At 35.9% G+C, this 23,031-nt stretch carries 19 protein-coding genes and 7 pseudogenes; 17 read left to right on the forward strand and 9 right to left on the reverse strand.

Annotation, left to right across the window (positions count from 1 at the left end; genetic code table 11):
- The first annotated feature begins 403 nt into the window (after nt 1-403).
- From tnpA to V471_RS11155, 4 genes and pseudogenes are all read left to right on the forward strand, one after another.
- A pseudogene (tnpA, locus tag V471_RS10630) lies at nt 404-816 on the forward strand (IS200/IS605 family transposase).
- Nucleotides 817-1,523: 707 nt separating this feature from the next.
- The gene (locus V471_RS11145; RefSeq protein ID WP_198166469.1) at nt 1,524-1,643 is read left to right on the forward strand and encodes a class III lanthipeptide; all 120 of its coding nucleotides are present in this window, start codon (nt 1,524-1,526) and stop codon (nt 1,641-1,643) included.
- A gap of 55 nt (nt 1,644-1,698) precedes the next feature.
- A complete protein-coding gene (locus tag V471_RS11455) occupies nt 1,699-1,836 on the forward strand; it encodes a class III lanthipeptide (RefSeq protein ID WP_198166470.1) in 138 nt (45 codons plus the stop codon).
- Between the two features lie 151 nt (nt 1,837-1,987).
- Nucleotides 1,988-2,128, forward strand: a pseudogene (locus V471_RS11155) (aldose 1-epimerase family protein); the annotation flags it as partial.
- 2 nt (nt 2,129-2,130) lie between these two features.
- Here V471_RS11155 and V471_RS10640 read toward each other — a convergent pair.
- Together V471_RS10640 and V471_RS11270 are read right to left on the reverse strand one after the other, a co-directional pair.
- A pseudogene (locus tag V471_RS10640) lies at nt 2,131-2,808 on the reverse strand (IS30 family transposase); the annotation flags it as partial.
- A 394-nt stretch (nt 2,809-3,202) separates the two neighbouring features.
- Nucleotides 3,203-3,433, reverse strand: a complete 231-nt coding sequence (locus V471_RS11270; RefSeq protein ID WP_232326849.1) for a S24 family peptidase — start codon at nt 3,431-3,433, stop codon at nt 3,203-3,205.
- Between the two features lie 1,115 nt (nt 3,434-4,548).
- Here V471_RS11270 and V471_RS11400 point away from each other — a divergent pair.
- The 3 genes and pseudogenes from V471_RS11400 (at nt 4,549) to V471_RS10660 (ending at nt 5,756) form a co-directional block, all read left to right on the forward strand.
- Entirely contained in the window at nt 4,549-4,683 is a 135-nt protein-coding gene (locus V471_RS11400) for a putative holin-like toxin (protein ID WP_105291367.1), read from the forward strand.
- Between the two features lie 150 nt (nt 4,684-4,833).
- A pseudogene (locus V471_RS10655) lies at nt 4,834-4,989 on the forward strand (DUF4368 domain-containing protein); the annotation flags it as partial.
- Between the two features lie 149 nt (nt 4,990-5,138).
- Nucleotides 5,139-5,756, forward strand: coding sequence for a class I SAM-dependent methyltransferase (locus tag V471_RS10660; protein WP_002886378.1), 618 nt, complete (start codon nt 5,139-5,141; stop codon nt 5,754-5,756).
- A gap of 243 nt (nt 5,757-5,999) precedes the next feature.
- Here the strand turns inward: V471_RS10660 and V471_RS10665 are convergent, their stop codons facing one another.
- Entirely contained in the window at nt 6,000-6,794 is a 795-nt protein-coding gene (locus tag V471_RS10665; protein ID WP_084871567.1) for a helix-turn-helix domain-containing protein, read from the reverse strand.
- Between the two features lie 351 nt (nt 6,795-7,145).
- On the opposite strand from V471_RS10665, the gene V471_RS10670 reads away from it, so the two are divergent.
- The 8 genes and pseudogenes from V471_RS10670 to V471_RS10705 all read left to right on the forward strand — a co-directional run bounded on the left by V471_RS10670 (nt 7,146) and on the right by V471_RS10705 (nt 12,047).
- Nucleotides 7,146-7,334 (forward strand): helix-turn-helix domain-containing protein, encoded by a 189-nt coding sequence (locus V471_RS10670; RefSeq protein ID WP_070439336.1) that lies wholly within the window; start codon nt 7,146-7,148, stop codon nt 7,332-7,334.
- 69 nt (nt 7,335-7,403) lie between these two features.
- A complete protein-coding gene (locus V471_RS10675) occupies nt 7,404-8,108 on the forward strand; it encodes a hypothetical protein (protein ID WP_232326850.1) in 705 nt (234 codons plus the stop codon).
- 157 nt (nt 8,109-8,265) lie between these two features.
- On the forward strand, nt 8,266-9,696 hold the full coding sequence (locus V471_RS10680) for a hypothetical protein (protein WP_084871569.1): 1,431 nt from the start codon (nt 8,266-8,268) through the stop codon (nt 9,694-9,696).
- Entirely contained in the window at nt 9,689-10,672 is a 984-nt protein-coding gene (locus V471_RS10685; RefSeq protein ID WP_084871570.1) for a hypothetical protein, read from the forward strand. Before V471_RS10680 ends, V471_RS10685 begins: the two co-directional genes overlap by 8 nt.
- Nucleotides 10,673-10,701: 29 nt before the next feature.
- Nucleotides 10,702-10,905 (forward strand): hypothetical protein, encoded by a 204-nt coding sequence (locus V471_RS10690; protein ID WP_084871571.1) that lies wholly within the window; start codon nt 10,702-10,704, stop codon nt 10,903-10,905.
- 29 nt (nt 10,906-10,934) lie between these two features.
- Nucleotides 10,935-11,144: pseudogene (locus tag V471_RS11275) on the forward strand (DUF5960 family protein).
- Nucleotides 11,145-11,236: 92 nt separating this feature from the next.
- Nucleotides 11,237-11,542 carry a tropomyosin gene (locus V471_RS10700; RefSeq protein ID WP_084871572.1) on the forward strand — a complete coding sequence of 102 codons (306 nt, stop codon included), beginning with the start codon at nt 11,237-11,239 and terminating at the stop codon, nt 11,540-11,542.
- A gap of 13 nt (nt 11,543-11,555) precedes the next feature.
- The gene (locus V471_RS10705; protein WP_084871573.1) at nt 11,556-12,047 is read left to right on the forward strand and encodes a hypothetical protein; all 492 of its coding nucleotides are present in this window, start codon (nt 11,556-11,558) and stop codon (nt 12,045-12,047) included.
- A gap of 44 nt (nt 12,048-12,091) precedes the next feature.
- On the opposite strand, the pseudogene V471_RS10710 reads toward V471_RS10705, so the two are convergent.
- Nucleotides 12,092-13,341 (reverse strand): annotated as a pseudogene (locus tag V471_RS10710) (ISL3 family transposase).
- A gap of 305 nt (nt 13,342-13,646) precedes the next feature.
- Here V471_RS10710 and xerS point away from each other — a divergent pair.
- The gene (gene xerS, locus V471_RS10715) at nt 13,647-14,720 is read left to right on the forward strand and encodes a tyrosine recombinase XerS (RefSeq protein WP_084871574.1); all 1,074 of its coding nucleotides are present in this window, start codon (nt 13,647-13,649) and stop codon (nt 14,718-14,720) included.
- A 222-nt stretch (nt 14,721-14,942) separates the two neighbouring features.
- Here xerS and V471_RS10720 read toward each other — a convergent pair whose 3' ends face one another.
- The 4 genes from V471_RS10720 to V471_RS10735 form a co-directional block, all read right to left on the reverse strand.
- The gene (locus V471_RS10720) at nt 14,943-16,277 is read right to left on the reverse strand and encodes an LPXTG cell wall anchor domain-containing protein (protein WP_198166471.1); all 1,335 of its coding nucleotides are present in this window, start codon (nt 16,275-16,277) and stop codon (nt 14,943-14,945) included.
- Between the two features lie 135 nt (nt 16,278-16,412).
- Complete coding sequence (locus V471_RS10725; protein ID WP_073950054.1) at nt 16,413-16,766, reverse strand: hypothetical protein; 354 nt, start codon at nt 16,764-16,766, stop codon at nt 16,413-16,415.
- Nucleotides 16,763-18,178, reverse strand: coding sequence for a Y-family DNA polymerase (locus V471_RS10730; protein ID WP_084871576.1), 1,416 nt, complete (start codon nt 18,176-18,178; stop codon nt 16,763-16,765). The genes V471_RS10725 and V471_RS10730 overlap by 4 nt, the downstream gene beginning before the upstream one ends.
- A gap of 179 nt (nt 18,179-18,357) precedes the next feature.
- Nucleotides 18,358-19,542: a hypothetical protein gene (locus tag V471_RS10735; RefSeq protein WP_232326851.1), complete on the reverse strand. Its 1,185-nt coding sequence runs from the start codon at nt 19,540-19,542 to the stop codon at nt 18,358-18,360.
- Between the two features lie 210 nt (nt 19,543-19,752).
- On the opposite strand from V471_RS10735, the pseudogene V471_RS11280 reads away from it, so the two are divergent.
- Nucleotides 19,753-19,872, forward strand: a pseudogene (locus V471_RS11280) (IS3-like element ISBt2 family transposase); the annotation flags it as partial.
- A gap of 86 nt (nt 19,873-19,958) precedes the next feature.
- Here V471_RS11280 and V471_RS10745 read toward each other — a convergent pair.
- The gene (locus tag V471_RS10745; protein ID WP_084871602.1) at nt 19,959-22,703 is read right to left on the reverse strand and encodes an SEC10/PgrA surface exclusion domain-containing protein; all 2,745 of its coding nucleotides are present in this window, start codon (nt 22,701-22,703) and stop codon (nt 19,959-19,961) included.
- Nucleotides 22,704-23,031: the final 328 nt, after the last annotated feature.

The following is a 23,031-nucleotide window of genomic DNA, read 5'->3' on the forward strand; positions in this document are numbered from 1 at the left end:
TTATTCCGCAGGAGAAAAAAACACTAGGTGCTAGAGGTAATTGAAAAAGTCAGTCACAGCAAATATTATTCATATAATATTTGCTGTGAAGAAAAGTACAAACATAAAATCGAATGATAGACAATTTCTGAGTTTTATAGGAAATATATCATTCGGTTTTTACTAACTGAAATGCTAATGCTTTTACAATTTTCAGTTGACTAGGCAAGTGCTGACTGGTTTATAGCCTTTTACAAGATGCACGATTGATGGGTGGTTGTTATTTTTTTCTGGAAGAGACAGGAAAAATCAAAATCTTACTGATTTTCTCAAATTTTAACAATAAGAAATCATATGATATCAATTGACATCAATGTTTTTTAATAAAAGATTTAAAGCGATTTTGTTAATTATGTTAATATAGATTTTTGCCCCAAAATATCATGGCCAAATTATTAATGGACGATATAAAGCAAGTATCGGTCATAATAATTTGAGATTTGTGTGAACGAAAAGGTGTTATCATACATGAAGCTAATGCTTGTTCAGATTATATTCGCATATTAGTCAGTATATCATCCAAATTAAGTGTTTTAGGTTTTATGGGCTACTTAAAAGGTAAAAGTTGATTGATGATTTTTGGCAAATGTGTGAATTTTAAATACAAATAAGGGAACAGAAAATTTTGGTGTAGTGGTTACTTATTATGGTCGCAATCAAAAAGTGATTGCAGAATATATACAAAATCAATTGCAAGATGACAGGGTAGCTGACCAACTGACCTTGCTTGAGACAGTTGATCCGTTTACAAGCGAAGCAAATAAAAAAGTAGGATAGTGGTGCGCAAGGAAGCTACTTTGGGTGAGGTTGTGTCCTAGGTCGGTAAGAGTGACCTTTCTCGATATCTTTAGAATCTTGTCCATTTCTCAGAAACAGTCTTGGCTAAGAGATGTTTTTTGGGGTTATTTGGGCGTAATAGAACTTTTTTCAAAAATCATACCAAGGATAACTTTATAGACATGGGGTGCCGGTGCCTTATTGAGTGGGTGACAACCACCTTATCCTTTAGTAGAATGGGCCTCTTAACGCTCTTTGAAATAGCTGTAGGCGCTTATACTGCCCAATGTTTTTGAAAGTCGTTCTATATGGATATCCACTCTATCTGAAAGAGTTAAGTGTTTATATTTCATAGCTTCTTCTCTAGCAGAAAAGCTTCAGACTTGATACCACCACAAAACACGATTCATGTTAACTTCCGATTTTGAAGATAATGTGGAACTTAATATGAAAAATAACTCGATGAGGTAATTTTTTATTTTACTTTCCAAATTTAAAAAAGATATGATATAATATGTAAGAAGAAAGCGCTATCACTACCCTGAAATGAGGTGAAATTACTTTCCGATATGAAAATAATATTCAATAATTACAATATTCACTAACATATTGGGTATTCGATTTTTCTAATTTATTAAGTGAAATTAATTCTTTTACAATAGATTTATACAGAGTCACTTATTCTTAAATAATGAAGGAGAACAGAAATGAAAAATATCTTATCTTTACAACAACTTAAAGTAAAAGAAAATACTAAATTGATGGCTAAATCATCAAAAAGTATGAATTGTAAAAATAGTAGCCATGCTAGCTGGTTTGTTTGCTAGTCTCTAAAATTAAATTACTTTTCATTTTTTATCTTAGTTTTATAGGAGGAATCAAATGAAGAAAATACTATCTTTACAAACGTTGATTTCTACTGAAAAAGCAACGTTGTGCAATGCCTCCAATCTTAGTGTGACGTGTAAAAAACAAAGTTCAATTAGCTTGTTTTTATGTGTTAAAACTACGGATAAATAGCTGATTGCAATAAGACTTTGATTTATTGTTTAAGGTTGATTTAAAACTTAACAACTATAAAAATTGTAAATTAATTTTTATAGTTGTTTTTTTGTATTACCTCTAACCTTCGTACTAAGCTATTGCCTTCCAAATAAGAAGTGATAAGTACAATAAGAGTCCTTCCATTACTTTGGAGTCTTGGAGTGGTTTATCAACATCCCTTGAGGAAGATGACTTTTTGGAAGACAAACGTCAAGTAACCCTTGTTCAACCTGGAGAAACAAGTGTTAAAGCGTTTGGTATTGATATTTCCCTATCTGAAGTGAAGGTTTTAAGAGCCTCTTTTGGAAATAGCTTACAAAGTTGTTCGATGGCTGAAAACATGGATTTGGCTGTTCTGTCTGGTATCTTGAAAGCTAGGTAAAAGTGCGTTTTTCGCTCTAGAAAGGTCGCTAAACAGCCCTTGCTTTTGCCTCTGGAAGACACCACAGTATCGCTCTCCCAGTGACCAAAGGTCTCACGATTCCTGACCTCTTTAGGACGTTTGGCAATCGACGTACCAATCCTAAAGGTTCCACGTGTTTCTTTGGGTTGTCGAGTTTTTCCTTTACGACGAAGGACGCTTAAATCCAGATCAATCAAACCAGCATAGAGCCAGTTATAGATAGTTTTAAAAGCTACCATTGCCTTTTGTTCAAGCTGATAGCGGCCACAAATCTGTTCCGGCGATCAGGAGGATTTTAAACCGTCCTCAATTTCCTTTTTCAACTTTGGTGTCAAACGAGACTTCCGACCTTTTTGCTTAGCCCTGTGGTCATACTGTTCCTGTGCTAAGGCTGCGGAATAACCATTTTGGTATCGTCTTAACTCTCTTGAAATAGTAGACTTATGGACGCCAAGTTTATTTGTAATTTGGCAAGGTTTCAAACCTAATTCCAAGTAGGTTTCTATCTTTATTCGGTCGGTTATGGTAAGATGGGAGTAGCTCATAGTTTTTCCTCGGGTTCTGTTTGTGTGGTTACTTACAGTTTACACCAATGAAACGCTATGAGTTTTTTTGTTGCACTTGACTTGACAATTAGGGATTTTTCTTTAAATTCAATACGAAGTATAATAAGAACAGTTCAAATATTTATGTAGCTATTTTAAGTGATGGAGGTAAAGAAATTAAAATCAATGAACTTGATTCAAGTGCTAAAGACGATAATTATGTTTATAATTTCACTGGTAAAGCCGAATAGAACAGAAACTTTTTACTCTTATAATGCAAAAGAAGCCCTTAGAAGAAAAACTTCCGAGAGCTTCTTTTTTAGTCTGAGATTAACCATAGGTTAGTCTTTTTATTGTTCATTGAGCAATAGTTATAATCGCAATAAAACCAATGCTACATAAATACAACCTTACCAAAGATGGTGAAGTCGTCCTTTTCAGAAAGGGTATTTGGTACCTTGCTAGAATTTAGTGAGTTTAGAAGAATGTCACCATTATCTCTATTTTGACTCACCTTCATTACGTGGTACTGACACTTTAGCTGCACGATGCAGATATCGCCTGTTCGAAGGACGGAGTCTTTCATGACAAATATTACTTCATCATCGAAGAAACTAGGTTCCAAGGAATCACCAACAACCTTAAACGCAATATCATGTACCGGAATAGGAACAGGATAGTCAAGGCAGTCAACTGGAACCTCTGATAGTTCAAATCCATGTGCGTTGGCTCTAGCATAAATACTGACTCTTTTGGTTGGTCGTTCATCTTGTCCAACTAGTTGTTTTCTATGGTCTTTTTCTCTGATTTCTTTAGAGATATGCTGATTATCTAATCGTTTTTCCAGTATTTAAAGTGAGTTGGTTTAAGTCTAGTGTACCAGCTTACAGGCAAGATATTTGTTTAGAACAAAATAAAAACTAGGGGGGAACCCTAGTTAGCAGTAGACGTTCATACAAGAGTATTATGTAAATAAGAATGTTAGAGTGAAGTCTCTATGATAGAAGCTAATTAGAGACAAAGGGAAGATTAATTCATAGTTTGATGTATGTGTCTACTACTGAGATTATAACAGTGCGGTTAGAATTTTTCAACAAGTTTTGTTAAAAGTCAAATTCTCAACTTAGGTAAGATAACATTTCAGATTAAGCTAAAAATTTTTTGAGACAAGTAAAATTGTAATTAGGGATGCCTCAAAGCTGTTCATATTTAGTAATTTAACAGCATTTTAGATTCTGATGATGAATTGATAATTAAATTTAAGTGGCTAAATAATTACTATGCATATGAGAAAATAATATAATTAGATTGTATGACGATTGTCATTTAGATTATATTGTGCTATATTACTTCTTAGATAGTTTATCTATGTATCATCTCCCAAGGTAGATGGGTAAACTGTGGAATATTAATGCAGAAAAACGCAGGAGTTACTCTTGCGTGCATTAGGGAGGGATGTCGATTGTTTCTTGGTGAACAATTTTATTGAGCAAGTTGTGAATAACAACGATACTTAAATATTTAAAATAATTTCTTGAAGGATGAAAAATAACCTAATAGAAGAATATTTTGTCATAGTTGAAAGTTTATTTGAAAATAAAAAACAGCTCTTTTCACAATGGAAGGAGCCAGACTTTTATAGATAGCTTTTATTATATGGATTTGATATACTCTTATATGTAGAAAAGTGATAGACGGTGGCTTTCAATTATTAGAGAGGAGTGATGCCTATGGGCAAACATTCAAAATCTAGTAGAGAGGAGAGCCGTTTTGACAGCGTTCGAGATTGTGCAAACCATTCTAGGCTTTGGTAGTTTTACTATCGCTCTAATTGGATTATGCTACAAACTCTTTAAAGACGATGACAAAAAATAATCCGTCCCCACTTTTGGCGAAGTAAGACGGATTATTTTCGTTTAAAACTAGCCACCGTCTTTTAAACGGCTCTACATGGAAGTTGAGTGACTGCTCAACTTCTTTTTTTCTACCACAATTTTATCAGAATAAACAATTTAAGTCAATTCGAAATATACAGATATTGATAAACTGACAGTACCAATGATAAATGAGTATATAGAAAAAGTAGTAGTCCATGAAGCAACAGGGGGAAGAAAAGGAAAAGATAGAAAACAACAAGTCGATGTTTACTTTAATTTTATAGGCAACTGTCAAGTGCTATGAAAAGCGAGCATAGAAAAAATGACTTAAAAATGGTAAAATATTATTAGTTAATTTAGACTAACTTGCAATTAGCTTTCATCTTTAAGGAATAATGTGAAATGCTAAAAGCGGAGAGAGTTTAAAATTTGTTGTTGGGAAGAGTTTTGCTGGTGAGTGATAAGAGTAACAAAAAATTTTGGGATAAATTCGCCAAGTTGTATGCTCCTTTTATGAAGAAGGATAAAGGTGTTTATGATAAAGTTTGCGGATACATAAACCCCTATTTGAGTAAGGATATGAATGTACTTGAACTTGCTTGTGGTTCAGGTCAATTATCCTTTAACCTTTCAAAATATACGAAAAGTTGGATTGCAACTGATTTTTCTAAACAAATGATTTTTGAAGCAAGAAAACATGGAGAATACGAGAACCTTGTCTTTGAAATAGCTGATGCTACTTCATTGATTTATACAGATGAGAAATTTGATTGTGTAGTAATAGCTAATGCACTTCATATTATGCCCGAGCCTGACAAGGCAATGAAAGAAATATATAGGGTATTAAAACCTAATGGTACTTTGTTTGCTCCCACTTTTTTATGGAAAGAGGAAAAACAAAGTAAATTCAAAAAACGGCTGATGTCTATTGTAGGGTTTAAGATGTATAAAGAATGGGATAAAAAGCAATTTGAAGAATTTATCCATGAATATGGATTTTCAGTAGCTGAAATGAAATTGGTAAATGGAGGTCTTGCACCAGTTGGTGTAATGATTGCATATAAAAAGTAATATTAAATTATTATTTACAAAGTAATATGAATTTAAAAGCGGTAGTGTAAAATAAGTTGTGTACACTCAAAAAGCTCTATAATCTCTACAGTGGTTTTACCCACTACAGAAATTATAGAGCCGTAAAATGAAGGTACTTTCTTTTATTCCTGTAAGTTAGATACTTGCAGTTTATGGCAACTCCATTGGGGTTGCCTTTTTACTTATTGATTATGTAATCAAAATGAATCATTATGACTAACCTTACATAAGTACAATCTTGCCAAAAATGCTGAAATCATCCTTTTCTGACAAGGTGATAGGTGCCTCGTTAGAATTTAACGAGTTAAGAAGAATGTCACCATTATCTATATTTTGACTTACCTTCATTACGTGGTACTTACTCTTTAGCTGCACGATGCAGATATCACCTGTTCGAAGGATGGAGTCTTTCATGACAAACATTACTTCATCATCGAAGAAACTAGGTTCCAAGGAATCACCAACAACCTTAAACGCAATATCATGTACCGGAATAGGAACAGGGTAGTCGAGACAGTCAACTGGGACCTCTGATACTTCAAACCCTTGTGCATCTACTTTAGCATAAATACTAACTCTTTTGGTTGGTCGTTGATCTTGTTTAACTATTTGTTTTCTATGGTCATTTTCTTTGATTTCTTTAGAGATATGCTGATTATCTAATCGATTTTCTATGAAATCAACAGTCGCGTCTTGGTTTCCTTCATCAAGCTCCTTAAACATTTCCTCTACTTGCTCTTGCTTATTGTCGTTAATTGGTGGGTAAGCATACTTGCTTGGTGAGTCCGATAATCCTAGTAAGTAGTCTGACGTCACCCCAAATAATCCAACTAACTTCACAAGATCTTTAAATGTAGGGGCATTACTTCCATTTTCCCACTTTCCAACAGTTTGTTGTGTTTTCCCTATTTTGGCACTAAATTCCTTTTTAGTCCAACCTCTAGCTTGTCGGAGTTTAATTAATCGGTCAGTAAACATTTCCCCCATTAAATTATTACTATCCTTACACTCTTTCATGTATTATCCCTATAACATCTTCCTAAAAAAATTATAATTTTTTATAATCAAAATTATTATAGCAGTTTTAGAAACAATAAACAAATGTAGAAATAACAGTATTCAAAAGACTTTATAGACTGTATAAAATAGCTATATAAGACTGAGTCACACTGAATGAAAATGAAATAATTACTAATTTAACACTAAGTTATAATTAAAACAAACCCACGTTTTAGTAGAAAATCATAGCTTTTTAGTTAAAGTAATATGAGTTAGGTGTAATTTAATTATAAAATTTTCTTGATTGTTTGCCATAAAAATAGTAAAATCATTTCAGGACTATATTGATTAGGCAGGTTATATATATACATGGGAAATATTATTTCAGAATTGAGACGACGAAAGAAGCTCTCAAAGAAAGCGTTAGCTCATAATCTTAATGTTGATGCAGGGACTATCGACAAATGGGAAAATGGAGCTAATATTCGTATGGAAAACGTTGTAGCCTTAGCTGAATACTTTGGTGTTTCTACTGACGATATTTTAGGAATAAGATAGCACTAATTACTAATCTTTGGCATCTAAAATATTACGCAGCGTTTTATGATGGAAGATAAGGGAGGGACAATGACAACAGCAATCACGAACCCTAAAAAAATCACTTTAGAAGACCTAGAAGAAAAGCTAGAATCGTTCATCCAGGTATTTAATGATGACCTATGCCGAACCATTATTGAGTATATGATTGACTCGGAAGGGCCATTTGCAATTACTCGATATAAGAAATTTGGATCACCGTGGTTTTATCAGGCAACCAGAGATATTTCTGATAAACTCTGGAGAAAACTAATCGAAGAGGGAAAATCAGAGACTGAAGCTAAAGCCATAGCTAAAGACGTGATATCAACGTACTATCAATATATGTTATTTGATATGTTACTTGCGGGACAAAATAAGCTAGCTTCTAAAGAAGTCCAAGTCAGGATCTCCAGTTTGACAAATAACCGGCAACAAAATGAAGTAAAAAAATTAGCCTTCATGAAAGGTTGCAGGGAATACATTCAGAATTTACCATTGAAGACACTCACTAATTACATTCCTCTAGCCGAATTGTTTAAATATGCTGGTGTCGGAGAAGTTCCAGATTTAGCTAAAATCTTCAGCTTACTTGATTCCAGTGAAGCGGGATGTTTGAAAAAAGTCGGAGAAGTTATCCATTTTGACGATGCTGCAGTAGATGAAGTGATTGAAAAAAGATTTTTAAGGAGTTCTCAACTTCGTTTCTCTAGCGGTAAACTATTGTACAACTCAGAAAGTGTTGTGTTTAAGTAGATTTTAGAATTAAATATAGAATGAATAAAGGGGAAAAGGATATAAAAACATATCCTTTTTTTGTGTCTTCATAAACAAGGTGGGTGTCACTGGGTTATAGAAGGTATATGAGTTTTAGTATAATGGTTCCAAAAAATTGAAGAGAAGGACTAGACAAATGACAAGAATACCAGGTAATAAAAAATGGTTACAAAATATTGCTAAGAAAATCAATCTTCCACTTTATCCGAAGAAAAAATTTAATGGGGAAGAAGTCACACTCTTGCCTGATGGGACAGTCCGATTATCTGAAACAGGAGAAAAGCCTTCTGCTGAAGCACTGGAAGCCTATCAAGACTTCGTTAAGAAATTCAATGAAAGACTACGCCGTTTTGGGGTAAGAACAATCGATGGAAAAGCAACATTGAATACTGTCTCTCGATTTTCGGACGACTATTATAAGAAGTATGCCTCGACACCATTACTGAAACAAGTTTACCCAAACAATGACTTTCCTTTCCATTTGCAACTTCAAGAAGATTACATCATTCAAATCAACTATAGTCAAGAAACGGATTATGAGTTAATTAGTAAGCAACTAAACCAGTTAGATATGGATATCCTACTATTTATAGCTACTTTCCGAAATGTTCAACTACTACAAATTTCAAGGGAGTTTGGTTTACCGATTCCTAAAATCAAACCACATCTCAAACGACTCAGAGAGTTTTACTTAGTTCAAGAGTGGGAGTTCGAACGTGAAGATACTCCAGGGGCTCTTGCGACAAGCTATTCTATTTACAGTCATGGAACAATGTTGCTCTTACTAGCAAATAAGATCACTAGAAACTTCACTTATAAATGGAAAGATATCCTTCGGGAAGAAGATAACTACTCTCCTATTCGATACTGGAAGGTCGTAGATGCCTATCAGAACTTCAAATTTAATCAAAACTATGCCTATTTTGTTCCTACGTCAAACCTGGAGAAGTTCACGTATACAGTGACAAAGACACAAGAAAAGAGTGAGGGGACAAGTCCTCTTTCTGGTATGGAGAAACGAAAATCAGAATTACAATCCAAAAAGGCGAAGAAGAAAGAGCGTACGTATACAGTCCATGTTCCTAGATATCTTTTTATCGGTCAGTTAGCTCTCAATAAAAAGGAAGATGACGGTACAAAGAATCTTTTTGATGTGTATCCTTATATTACTAACGTTGGTGATACCAGCGATCTTGATAAATTGCTCAATGTCTTTAAACACTTTGGACGTTTCGAGGAGGGTTTAGATGAAGAAGGCAACAAACGTTATCTACTGATTATCGTTGATAATTTTGACGACATTCAAGAAATTGAAGACAAGTATATGCTTATTGAAAATGGTGGCTATAAGAACCTTAATAACATTATTTTCCTCAACCTAGAGCTTGCTGCTGAAGAAGGAATTGACAAGTCTCTTGTTGTTATCAGAAGTCAAAATACAACTGATGGTAGTCGCGTGGCTAAATACATGCCTTTTAGAATGAATGAAGCGTTTAATGAGCGTCCACTAATCAAAGACTCTGAACTAGAAGAGTTAAATCAAGAAGAAGGTGATACTGATGCTTAATATCTATATTGATCCCTACGTCCTATCTCCTTTTGAAGCCTCTCCCTTTTTTCATAAGCTGACTAACTTTGCAAAATCTAAAGACCACAGAGTCGCTATTATGGGGTTTAAGTCCCATATCTCTTGGAATGCTCTATCGTATTTAGAAGATAAAGCTAAGATTACGATTACCCACAATCAAGCAGACCTAGAGGATGAGAAAAAACATGCCGTTCTGCTAGCGGGCTATTTAAAAAAGGATATTGAGTTAGTCACGTCTCCAACAAGCCACATTACAGACATCTTTCTCTTTGATGAGCAGGCTCAGATGGATACGAATACTTTGTCTCAGCTACTCAGCAAGGTCCCTTACGTACATTACCTATCAACAGAGCATTTTTTCCATTCTCCTCACGTCAATAATTTCCCTAAGAACAGGCCATTTATTTTCAATACCCAACTTTTCCGAGACATGAGAAATATTTATTTTGCTAACAGTTTAGTAGAGGGACACGATTCTTTATTTGAGTGTTTAGCTAAAAATGATATTACCCAACAATCTTTTTTTGGTAGCAACAACTATATCTATATACCAGGTCATAATGGAAAAGAAGAAGCACGTGCTAAGGTTATTATGAACGTCACAAAAATTGAAGATTTGACGGTTGAAAGCATAAAACCTTTAGAGCCAGTATCAGCCACTGCAGAACCTCAACAAAGTATGAAAGAGCTACGTTTAGACGAAATTGAAGAACGTCTTAAGCAGAAAATGAAAAGCTCAGATACAATTAAAAACAATGAAAATTCAAGTGAGGTCTTGAAAATTACTTCTGAAACCCTTACAATGATAAGGAAGGTAATGGATTGTATTGGGAGGATGGAAAATAGTTTAAATGCTAAGATGACTGAACAAACTGACGACAACAATAAACTTGATTCAGATTTTGATCCATTATACGCCTTCAGGGCCCAACATGATAAAATAGGGGAAGATTAAACAATATTAAAGGGTTGAAGGAGATAAAAATGGCCGATGAAGTAATGACTAAAAAAAACATTTACTTAGTGTCAGACGTTGACAAAGCCAGGGAACTTGAGGCATACATCGTAAGTACTAAAGATGGTATGGAAGTCTTCGGACTTATTGGTTGTGATGAGCTTGAGGAATTAACAGATGCTCAACGAGATTTTGTGCAGAGCGACGAAGCGATGCAATTCAAAAGTAACTAAGCAAAGACCTTTATGAAAATAAACTACAAATAGATTATTTTTCTGAAGACTATATCTGATTTGAAGAGGATTTTCAACGTTATTCAGCATTGAATATTCCGTTAACATTTCTGATTGATGATATTTTGATAACTATGGCCATGAACCAGATAAATTATTTTTACTTTGAGATTTCAGTTATAAAATCAAGGAAGAATATTAGAATGTTTCGGTACAGAGGAGAGACGTTAAAAATTTAAAGTTCTACATATTGTGTCTTATAAGTGTTTACCAACACAATATATAGGGGCTTGACAAGTATGATATAATAAAAATAGATATTGGAGGTTGTATGGAAAAAGTTCCAGAAGTGGTTTGGGAACGATTAACTGATTTTTTTGGTTTTAGTATGCCACTAGGTGTCGTTATTATTCTCTTTATTATGGGGGTAGTTTTTTACATGAATTCTTCTTCTAGTTTAAGAAAGAGTTCTAAGGCCTTATCGGAACACTATAACGGATTATTTCAAAATATGACCACCAGTAACGAACAGCTACAGAAACAAAACCAACAGTTGAGTGAACAATTAGAGCAATCTCAAGCTAGAAATGAAAAACTCGAGGATAAGATAGTAGCAATGCTTGAAAGGACAGAGTAGGGAGGAAAATATTATGGTTATCGCTATTTTCTTTACAGTGCTATCAATCTTAACGTTTGTTTTTTTGACAGAGAAAAGAAAGAATCAGCAAACGACTTTTGAAATTTTGGGACAGCTACATGACTCATATCTAACATATTATTTAATTCAAAATAAGGAATTAGCCGACACCCATCCTACTTTTTATGGGATAGTAAAATCCTTTAAAAATATTGATTTTAGTAAGACAGAGATCCTTAAAAAATCAATGAGACGTGTCGGAGAAGATGATAGTACGATTTCTGAACTATTGAAAAATGAAATGATTGACATTGCAGAAAATGGTGATACATCAGCCAAGGCTTTGCTAGGTTGGTATGTAACAACATGCCGTACCATTGATGAAGTAATCTCTGAACCAAGTTTCGAACTTAAATTTAAAGATAATATTGGAGAAATCGTTATTCAACCGCAGAATATAAGTCGCAGTGATGTATCAGCATCTAGTAATCTTTGTGTAGCATAATTGTGGCTCTTTGTCAACTGTAGTGGGTGACGAAAAGCTAACATCTAGAGAGGACCTGATAGGTCTTCTCTTTTTTTATGTTCAGAGTGATTAAGATCCGCTTCCTAAAGTTGATGAAGTTTCTAAAACCAAATCCTAGACGTTTGATGTCTTTGATCAACTTGTTAGTCGCTTCAAGTTTTGCATTTGAATAGTCCGTTTCTAGTGCGTTTTTGATGTATTGCTTGTGTCTAAGAAAAGTCCTAAAGACAGTTTGAAAATAATGATTAACCTTGCTCCTATTTTCCTCTATCAGCTCAAAGAACTCAGCTACTCTCTTCTCCTGAAAATGAAAAAGTAAGATCTGATAAAGTGTATAGTAGTCGGTAAGCTCTTCTGAAAAGTCTAGTGTTTTCCCAACAACTTCATGTGGACTTAAGGTTTGGTGGAATGTCTTTGAATAAAAAGAGTTGAGAGATAACTTACGGCTGTCCTTTTGGAAGAGTCGCCAATGATTTTTCAAGGCTCGATAGGGTAGTGACTTCTTATCGAACTGGTTCATAATCGCAATTCTTGTCTTTAAAAAGGCACGACCAAGGTGCTGGATAATGTGGAAACGATCAAGAACGATTTTAGCGTTTGGAAAAAGTCTTTTGGCAAGTGGAATATAAGCTCCAGACATATCCATCGTGATAAACTGCACCTGTTGGCGAGCTTTTAATGGATACTTTAAAAAGTAGTTTCGTATAGAGGTTTGGCGACGATTATCAAGGATGGTTATGAGTTCGTTTGTCTCATAATTCTGCGCCACAAAAGCCAATTCCCCTTTCTTGAACCCAAACTCATCCCAGGACATAACAGCTGGAAGTTTGTCATAATGTTCTTTGAAAGTGAACTGGTCAAGCTTACGATAGACAGTGGACGTCGACACACGAAGTCTTCTGGCAATATCAGTTAGTGAGACCTTCTCAGTTAGGAGTTGTGCAACCTTTTGTCGGACTAGATTGGAGATTTGGCAGTTTTTCTCAACGATTGATGTCTCAGCTACCGTGACTCGTCTACAACTTTTACACTGAAAGCGACGTTTCTTCAGACGTAGTAGTGTTGGAGTTCCCGTTTGCTCGAGAAGAGGGATTTTAGAAGGCTTTTGAAAGTCATATTTGATCATCTTTCCTTGGCAGTGAGGACATGATGGTGCAGGGTAATCAAGTTTTGCTTGAATCTCTATATGAGTGTCAGTTTCAAAAACAAGTGAAATCTTGATATTTTGGTCTTTAATTCCGATTAATTCTGTGGTATTCTTAATAAGTCTCATAAGTTCTTCCTAATGATGGTTTGGTCGCTTTTCATTATAGTTCTTATGGGACTTTTTGTGTACACTTAAAAAGCTCTATAATCTCTACAGTGGTTTTACCCACTACAGAAATTATAGAGCCATAATTGTCTGTTGAGCCTATTTTAACGGCTCTTTTTTTGGCTCTCAGATACATGCCTAGCTCCAGATAAACTTACAATTTAAAAAGCTGCTGACGTCTATTCGGAAAACAGTTATTTGTTGAATACACATGTTAGCTATGATAAACTACTACTAACAAGAAAATTGTTAGATTTGAGGCTAATATGAAACAAGAAACACTAATGAAAAATATAAACGAGTTGCTTGAGATTATGCCTTGGTATGTTAAGGAATATTATCAAGCAAAGCTCGTTATTCCATATAGCTATAAGACACTGTATGAGTACTTAAAGGAATATAGACGATTTTTTGAATGGTTGATTAGTGATCATGAGAAATTGGGTGAAACTGTACGATATGCAGATTATGATACGATTGCCGATGTTCATATTGATGAGCTGGCCCATTTACCAAAGTCTGTTATCGAAGCCTATTTTGTCTATCTTCGTGAAAATACTGAGCGTCGTTCAATCTCTGAAGTCAGCATTGTTCGGACTAAGGATGCTCTCTCAAGTTTGTTTAAGTATCTTACTCAAGAGACTGAGGATGACGAGGGTGAGCCTTATTTTTACCGAAATGTCATGGTTAAGGTCAAAATCAAGAAACCTAAAGATACCTTGGCAAGTCGTGCTGATAACATGAAAGAAAAACTCTTTTTAAATGATACACAGTCTTTCTTGGACTATATCGATAATGAGCATGAAAAGAAAATCTCAAAACGTGCCCAGGTATCCTTTGTCAAAAATAAAGAGCGTGATCTTGCTGTCATAGCACTTCTACTCTCTACTGGAGTCCGGTTATCTGAATTAGTGAACCTAGATATGCAAGATGTCAATCTAGCCACAAGAACAATTACAGTCATTCGAAAAGGTGGGAAAAAGGACGTTGTAAATATCGCTCCATTTGGACTACCTTATATCGAGCGATACTTAGAAATTAGGAAGGGACGCTACTCAGCAAGTGATTCAGATAAAGCATTCTTCTTAACAACTCAGAATAAAGTGCCTGCAAGGCTTGGAACACGTTCTGTCGAGCTATTGGTGAAGAAGTTATCTACCGCCTATGGTAAACCCACTACTCCTCACAAATTGCGACACACACTTGCGACACGTCTATATGAGCAAACAAAAGACAGCCTCCTAGTCTCCCAACAATTGGGACACAAGGGGACTGCAATGGTAGAGGTATATGCACACGTAGCTGCAGAGACAACTAAGGAAGCTTTGAGTGATTTATAAATCATTTAATGGTTAATACATTATACACGATATATAGTTAATAGATAAACTATGTATATGGTAATGAAGACTATAAATTGTTAACACGGTTTATGATAAGTTAGAAAAAACGAGGAATCTTCTTAAATAAGAGTAGATTCCTCGTTTTTCGTTATTATTTAAAATTTAAAGACGACTGTTTCAATGGTCTCGTTCTTTAAGTTTGCCTCTAGTCATTGTTTATTATGAACGTCTGTGACGCCCTTTATAAACGAAGCTTGTCAAACCAAGTCCTACCAAAACCATACCTAGCATACCAACTTTAGAGTTTGTATCTCCTGTTTTTGGTAAATCGTGACTTGTCAATTTTCCATCAGCTTCCGATTTAATTCCTGCATTACGTGTTTGTGTAAATGGAGAAGTGACAGAATTCATGGAATGAATGTTTTTTGAAGGCACTAGACTTGTAGCAGGTGTTGTGCTGACCGCAGGTGCTTCACTTGTAGCAGGTGTTGTGCTAACTGCAGGTGCTTCACTTGTAGCAGGTGTTGTGCTAACTGCAGGTGCTTCACTAGTAGCAGGTGTTGTGCTAACCGCAGGTGCTTCACTTGTAGCAGGTGTTGTGCTGACCGCAGGTGCTTCACTTGTAGCAGGTGTTGTGCTAACTGCAGGTGCTTCACTTGTAGCAGGTGTTGTGCTAACTGCAGGTGCTTCACTAGTAGCAGGTGTTGTGCTAACTGCAGGTGCTTCACTAGTAGCAGGCGTTGTGCTGACTGCAGGTGCTTCACTTACTGAATTAGGGTTAGTTCTATAATAACGATAATATAGGGCATCATCCTCATAGTTGGCATGGCCAAATAACCCTGGTTCTTCCGTTGTGATAATATCTCCAACCGAATACTTCTTACCATTAGATCCAGTAATTGTGTAGTATGGGTACCCTTCCAGCTCGTCACCTGGCATTACAGTATATCCTTTAGGGGTAACTACGTTACCAGTGAGCCAGCTGATTGTAGGGTCATCTGATGCTGAATAATTAAGGTATAACATGCGATTAAGACTAGGATCGTTATCAGATATTGGATTTTCACTAGTAGCCGGCGTTGTGCTAACCGCAGGCGCCTCACTAGTAGCCGGCGTTGTGCTGTTCGCAGGTGCTTCACTTGTATTATCAGAGTTTAGAGGATAATAGTAGTAATATAGTCTATTATCTTCCTCGTTCTTGTGATTTACTAAAGGATCATTGACAGTTATAATATCGCCGACATTGTAATGTTTGCCGGTGTCATCGAATACGTCATAATGACTATATGTTCCAGGGTTACGAAAGTTCTCATCTACAACGTATGGTTCGCTAGGTTTAATAACCCGACCTGACATACTACCACTATCAGGTTTATCGGGATAATCTGCCGAATAAACATAGAACATACGCCAATCATTATAGTTAGCATCACTAGCTGTTTCTTCAGCATATACCTTTGTAGATGACTGACCGAATTGAGTTTGCACAGCAGTTGCAAGAGTAATTGCTGCAACTAAAACAATTCCATATTTAGAAAACTTATTAATAGACAAAATAAACCTCCAGGGCAACATTATATAATTTTTAGAAATATAAATTATCACACTTAATATATCAGAAAAATAAATAAAGTCAATGTTTTTTTAAAAAAACTTTGACTTTTTACTCATTCTCAGTAAATTATTTTTCTAACTTCTTAGAGTTGGTGCAATTTGAAGGATATTATCGAGTTGAACTAATCTATACCCTTCACTAGTCTTTATTGATATTTCCTTACGAGACAGTTCTCTCACTTCACCAAATAAAGTAATTTTATTATCACGATGTTTGATAGTGAATTGCCCTTTAAGTTGGTTGGCATAGAGTTGAGAAAGTAATAAGAGTTTTTGAGGTTTACTTAAGTCTGTTGTGAAGTCAACACGATATTTAGCAGCATGTAATGATGAGGTATGCTCGGACAGAAAGAATCCCATCCACTTTTGCATCCCTGGATCCTGGTATTCTCTTGCTGCTTGAAATGGTAAATAAGAACGATCAATCATTTTAAACCATCCAATCCTCCAGCAGAATGTCCTCCGATGAGCCTACTTCTGGCAATACTTCTTGATGCCCCGTCAAGTGCATTAGCTTTTAGCAGAGAGGTAAAGCCAAATTGGTCTCTGATAGAATCTATTGCTGTCTGGAGCCTTTCTTCTTTTTCAATTTGTTCGACATCATCGAATAGTGAGATTAATCCAAAAGATTCATCTACAAACCCAGAATAATTAACCGCTACACTTCGGATTGCCCCTGAAGTGTATTTATTATGGAATAATTTCAACACATAGTTTGTCAGCATGTCGGTGTTATTCGTTGGTTCAATTTTCATTTGGGTATTGATAGAACGCTTGTTCTCATGCTTAGAGTAGCCAAGGTGTATTGAAACAACAGTCGCTTTCTTGCCTATCTTTCTCAGTCGGATAGCAACTTGTTCGGCCATCTCTCTAAGGACAATTTCAATATCTCGTTGTCTAAAATAGTCTCTAGGGAGAACCTGGGAGTTGCCTAGACCTTTTGATTTTGGTTTATAGGGTTTATGAACGTTACTTTCATCAATACCATTAGCATGAAACCATAAACGAAGGCCCGCTTCTCCTAGTTCTTTCTTCAAGATATCTGGGTTAGCATTTGCCAAGTCTTTGATTGAGTGGATATCTAACGTGTTGAAGCGTTTCTCCATTCTTTTACCTATACCCCAGAAATCAGTCATCTTAGGAATAGACCAGACCTTATTCTCCACATCCTCATAGGACCAGTTAGCTCTCATGGTTGAAGTTTTCTTTGCTTCATTATCAAGTGCTAGTTTAGCTAGTAAAGGGTTAGCATTGGACATACCAACGGTTGAATAGATGCCAGTTTGTCTCCAGATGTCCCTTTGGATCCTCGCAGAAATAAGGTCGAGCTTTTGCTTTCGAGATAACTGCTTATCTGGAACGAAGTAATTAAGAGAACTAGACAGGTCGATAAAACCCTCGTCTATAGAATAAGGGTAAATATCATTTGGGCTACCATAGTTTTGAAAAATGCCTTGGATTTCCATATTAACTGAGATATATTCGTCCATTCTAGGAGGAACGATGAAAGTCACTTTTGCCCAATCTTCAATGAATCTCACGTATTCTGGATCTGTTCTCAGTCCTTGTCTCTTGGCATTGTAATACGAGAACCTTCTTGTTTGAACATCAAAAGGGAGATCGTATGCTCTTCCAACATTTGATTTTCCAAACACTTTCTTAAATATCGGTGAAGAAGCAAGGATAAGACCTGCAGAGTTATCAGCTCTACTCATAACACATAAAGAAGTCTTTAAAGGATGTAGTCCTCTCTCAACACATTCGACGCTAGCGTAAAACGACTTCATATCGATAAAAGCGATATCGCTTCTTGGTTCTCTTGAATAATCAAAATATCCCATGTGCCACCTCTTTTGTTAGTTTATAAGCTAACAAAAAGTATAGACTATTTTGGTGAGGTTTTCAAGTGTTACAACGTTGCCAATAGTCTTTGAGAGTAAAAAAACACCAATAACTATGTAATTGGCGTTTTCAGTGGTCTTCTGATTCTTTTTAAAAAGAGTATAGTGTTATAAGGAACTTATTCAGAACTTCCTGTTGATGATGATGGCTCGGTAGTAGCATGATAGTTATTTGCCTCGTCAACCATATCTTGCATATAAACACCCAAGAGTCTGTTATAACCATTTTCATCAAAATTACTATGAAATTCAGGATTTACACTTGTTTCTTTTGATGATTCGGGAACTCCAGCATCTTGTTGTTGAGCAGGTGTTGTTGGGGCACTTCCGGCTACCGTATTGGTGTTACTCTGAGCTGATTCACTAACTGTTGTTTGAGTAGAGCTTGAACTAGACGATGATGATGGTTGCGTAGAGGATGAGGTTTCCGTTTTTGAGGAGTTTTTGCTTGTGCTATCATCTTTAATCTCAATTAACTTCTCATATATCTTTTGCGTCAAAGCATTTTGTTGAGAGGCCGTTAATGATGCTGCGACACGAATAACAACCGTTCCATAAACATAGTGTGAACCAGGGTTAATGACAGTTGGAAGGCCATCGAAAGCACTTAAATAGTCATTTCGTTTTTTGGCATCTTCTACCGTTTTATAAACCTCTACGCATCCCCCTGCATCCGTACCTTTTGCTACTAAATCAGCACCAGCAACTGGATTAGTCACTTCATTGTCAGAGAAATAAACTGCTGCCGTATAACTTCCTTGTTTGTTTAAGCCTTGGTTTGGATCATTATCTTCTGTAGCTGACTGAACATCTGAAATCGTATCAATTTCCTTAAGACGACTTTCCACAAATGTATTGGAAGGATTTGTAATTTGTTTTAACTGCTTAACACTTGTTGAATACTTCTGGTTTTTATCTTGAAGTTCTTTTATCTCTGTTGTGTAGTTAATTGGTTTTTTTAGTGATTTAACTTGTTTATTGATGTCGCTTGTTTTCTTTTTAATTTTAGGAATTACTTGTTTCTTCTTTTCAGCAGTTGAGACTTCGTTTTTTAACTCAACCGTCAGCTTTTCGTCTAAGGGTTTATCTTTACTACTAAGTAGTTTCTTAGATACTTTGATTGTTTCCTCTAAGCTACGGTTTTCTTTTTGAATTTTGGCTGTTACTTCATTAAATGACTGTACCGCTCTTTGATGTGGTGAAATTGCAAGTACATAGTACCCTATACCGAAACAAAATAGTGCGATAAGAGAAATTATGGCACTTTTCTTTGTACTAATTCTTTTCATAAAATCAAATTTCATTTTCAATCTCCAAAAATCAAGTCTTCAGTATCCCAGATAGTTAACAGGGACTTCCTATTAAGTATTCTGTTTTTATTATACTTAAATATTCTCATATTTTAAAGTAGTCTTTTGATTATTATTCAAGAAAATTACTAGAGTTGTGAAGTGAAGTGTTGCGCGTGGTATATGATTCAATACAAAAAGGATAGCATATAGTGATGCTATCCTCAGAATGATGAATTGTACCGTTTCCATCAACCTGTGGGGAAACAATATACTTATGGTAAAGGGATGAAACAGTTATCCGAAGTAGAACAGTTACGTTTGCAGGTAGAATTACTAAAAAAGTATCAGAGCTTGGTAAGAGAATCTAAAAAGTAAGTCTTATAATCTCGTCGTTCTACAACCCTTATGCTTTGACCCTAATCAATTGATTAGTTTTTCTTACGTTTGCGACCAGCAAATCCAAGAAGGCCAAGAAGACCAATACCTGCAACACTTGCAATAATACCGCCATTATCACCTGTTTCTGGAAGTGTGTGACCATGTCCGGCTTTAACAGCTACTGCGGTAGCTTCTGCTACAGTGTTGACTGTTTGTTCTTGTGTCTTGTTGAATTTAGATACTGATACTGGTGCTGCTTCGACTTGACTGCTTACCACTTTCGGTGCCACAACATCGTCATATTTAGCTTTTGCACCTTGATTTGGTTTTACAACGTCAGTTTCTGGCTTAGTATTGTCAGTTTTACCAGATTCAGGTTTAGTATCAGGTGTCACAATATTACCTTTTTTAGCGTCATCTAACGCTTTTTGAACTTCATATTTAGTCAACACGGTTTCATATTCTGATTTAGCTGATGCATATTTGCTACGAGCGTCTGTAAGTTTAGCTTGTTCAGCGGCAAGTTTAGCTTGAGCGTTGACAAGTTTAACTTGAGCGGCTGCAAGTTTAACTTGAGCGGCTGCAAGTTTAGCTTGTGCATTTTCCAACTCAGATTTATGAGCTTTAGCAGCTTCTACTGCAGATTTTGCGTTGTTAAGAGCTTTTTGAGCAGCAACAACATCATTGTTTGCTTTTTCAGCCGATGATTTAAGATCTGCTAATTTAGCTTGTTCAGTTGCAAGTGCAACCATTGCATCATCAGCTTTTTCTTTTGCAACTTTAGCATCTTCTTTTGCTTGTGCAAGCGCTTGGGCTTTAGTTGCTTCTTCAGCTGTTACGGATGCAAGCACAACTTTAGCCACTGCAAGTTTACCTTCAGCTTCTGTTAACTTAGCTTGAGCAGCTCTCAATTCAGCTTCTGCTTTTGGTGTTTGACGTTCACGTGATTCAAGCTCTGCTACTTTTGCTTTGGCGTCATCGACAGCCTTTTGAGCCGTTGTGACTGCTGTTTTGGCTACGGTAACATCTTCTTGAGCAGCTTTCAACGCAACACCTGCAGTTGTTTGTTTCAATACTACTTTATTGTATGCATCTACACTTGGCTCAAAGTTTGCTCGACCGGCTGACAATACATCATATACATGACCACCCCAAATGTCTTGTGCAAATTTAGCTTCATGCAAGCTTGAAGTTGTAGTTACAACATTGAATTCTGCTGGAACTTCAATAAACGAATTACTGTTGTCTTGTAGGTACATTGAAATACCTTGTTGGTCGTAGTCCGTCAAACTAGCTGTATGACTATAATAATTTGTCCCATCATCCACTGTGAATAAAAATACAGCTTCACGAACACCCTCTAGAATTTCGCTTAATGTTGCATAATGAGATCGTTTGTATGCCAAATCACCTGAAAACGGTTTGAAGTGACGTTGATTTGTTAAGTTTTCTCTAACATACAAGTGCTCCAATTCGGGTTTTTTTGTTGAAAGCTCAATTGAGTAGTCAGATCCCGTTTCATCAGTGTTATCACGTAATGCGTTGTATTTCACCGCACGTGCTTTTGCAAGATCCATCATTAAAGTGTTTACTGTTGCATCTGGTAAACCTAGTGCACGACGAAAGGCATTAACTTGGTCTACAAAATATTGGTTTACAATATTGTTCACGTTTTCCGGGAGATTTTCGACATCATATTGAGTATTATCAGCTACTGTGATTGTGTCTGGATAAAAGTAATTACAAATCCCATTATCGTTTGCGTCGTAATGGATATCACCATCATAAACATGTACGATTTTATTATATTGGTTAATGATGTTGAAATCTGTTTTGATTGGAAGCGCGTTATAAATTGCAAGAGCTTCATCAGCTGCTTTCACACGGTCTTCACCTTTAGCATTCACCCATTTCTTCAATGCATTCAAGTATTCTTCTGGAATATTGACTTTTGATTCCCATGTCGCTAATGGCTTGACAGCGTCTGCAGCCGCTTTTGCTTGGTCAAAGGCTGTTTGTGCTTGACTTACGACAGTTTCTTTAGCTGTTACAGTTTGTTTTGCATCTTTAACACCTTGTTCAGCTGTTGATACGGAACCGTTTGCATCTGAAATTGCTTGGTCAAGTTTTGAATCTGCCTTTTTAGCTGTTTCAAGGTTTGTTTCAGCTGTTTTCACATCTGATTTAGCTCGTACTACAGTTGCTTCTGCCACTGTTACATTATCTTGAGCTGTTGATACATCTGTTGATTCTTTTGCAAGAGCATCTACTTTTGCTTGAGCAGCGTCACTTTTAGCTTGTGCCTTATCTGCAGCCGCTTGAGCGTCTGATACAACAGCTTTTTGGTTTGTCACAGTCGTTTGAGCGTTTGTAGCGGTAGCTTGTGCGTCAGTTACTGCCTTTTCTGCAACAGGTACGTGACTGTCAGCTGTTGTGATCGCATTAGTAGCTTGAGCAATGGCTTCAGGTGTCGCTTGTGCTGCTGTTGCTTGTGCGTCAGTCACTTGACTTTGAGCAGCATTCACTTGATTTTGAGCGTCATTTACTTGATTTTGAGCCAAACCAGTTGCTGATTCTTGAATAACAGCGGCTGTTTCAGCTTTTTCCATATTTTGTTTCGCATCTGATACTTGTTGTTCAGTAACGGTTGATTGAGCTTGTGTTTCAGATACAGCATTTGTGTCTGGTGTAGTTACTGTTACTTCATCAGCATTTACAACACCTGTTGCACAAGCCGCAGCTACAATTGCAGCAGTACCAGCGATAAATTTCATTTTGTTGTTTGTTTCTTTCATAAGTGTTATCCCTCAATAAAATAATTTGTTTTCAAAAATAATAAGGGGTTCCGAGGTTTAACCCCGTATTCGCGCCCGCATAGGCTGGCGTGAAATTAACCCTGGATGAATAATTATTTACAACTATTAGAATTTTACTCCCGAAATTTAAGGGTGTCAAGTATTTTTTGAAAATTTAAACCATTATTTCGAGTTAATAAATTCTTTTAAAATAAGGTTTTTCAATATATTCTAGAATTATTATTATCATTTAATTATTATTAAGATTAGATTGATAATTAAAAAATTACTGTTTTTACACAATTTAAAAAAAGCGTAAAACCATTAC

The organism is Streptococcus salivarius, from assembly GCF_002094975.1.
In the GTDB taxonomy this organism is placed as follows: Bacteria; Bacillota; Bacilli; order Lactobacillales; family Streptococcaceae; genus Streptococcus; species Streptococcus salivarius_D.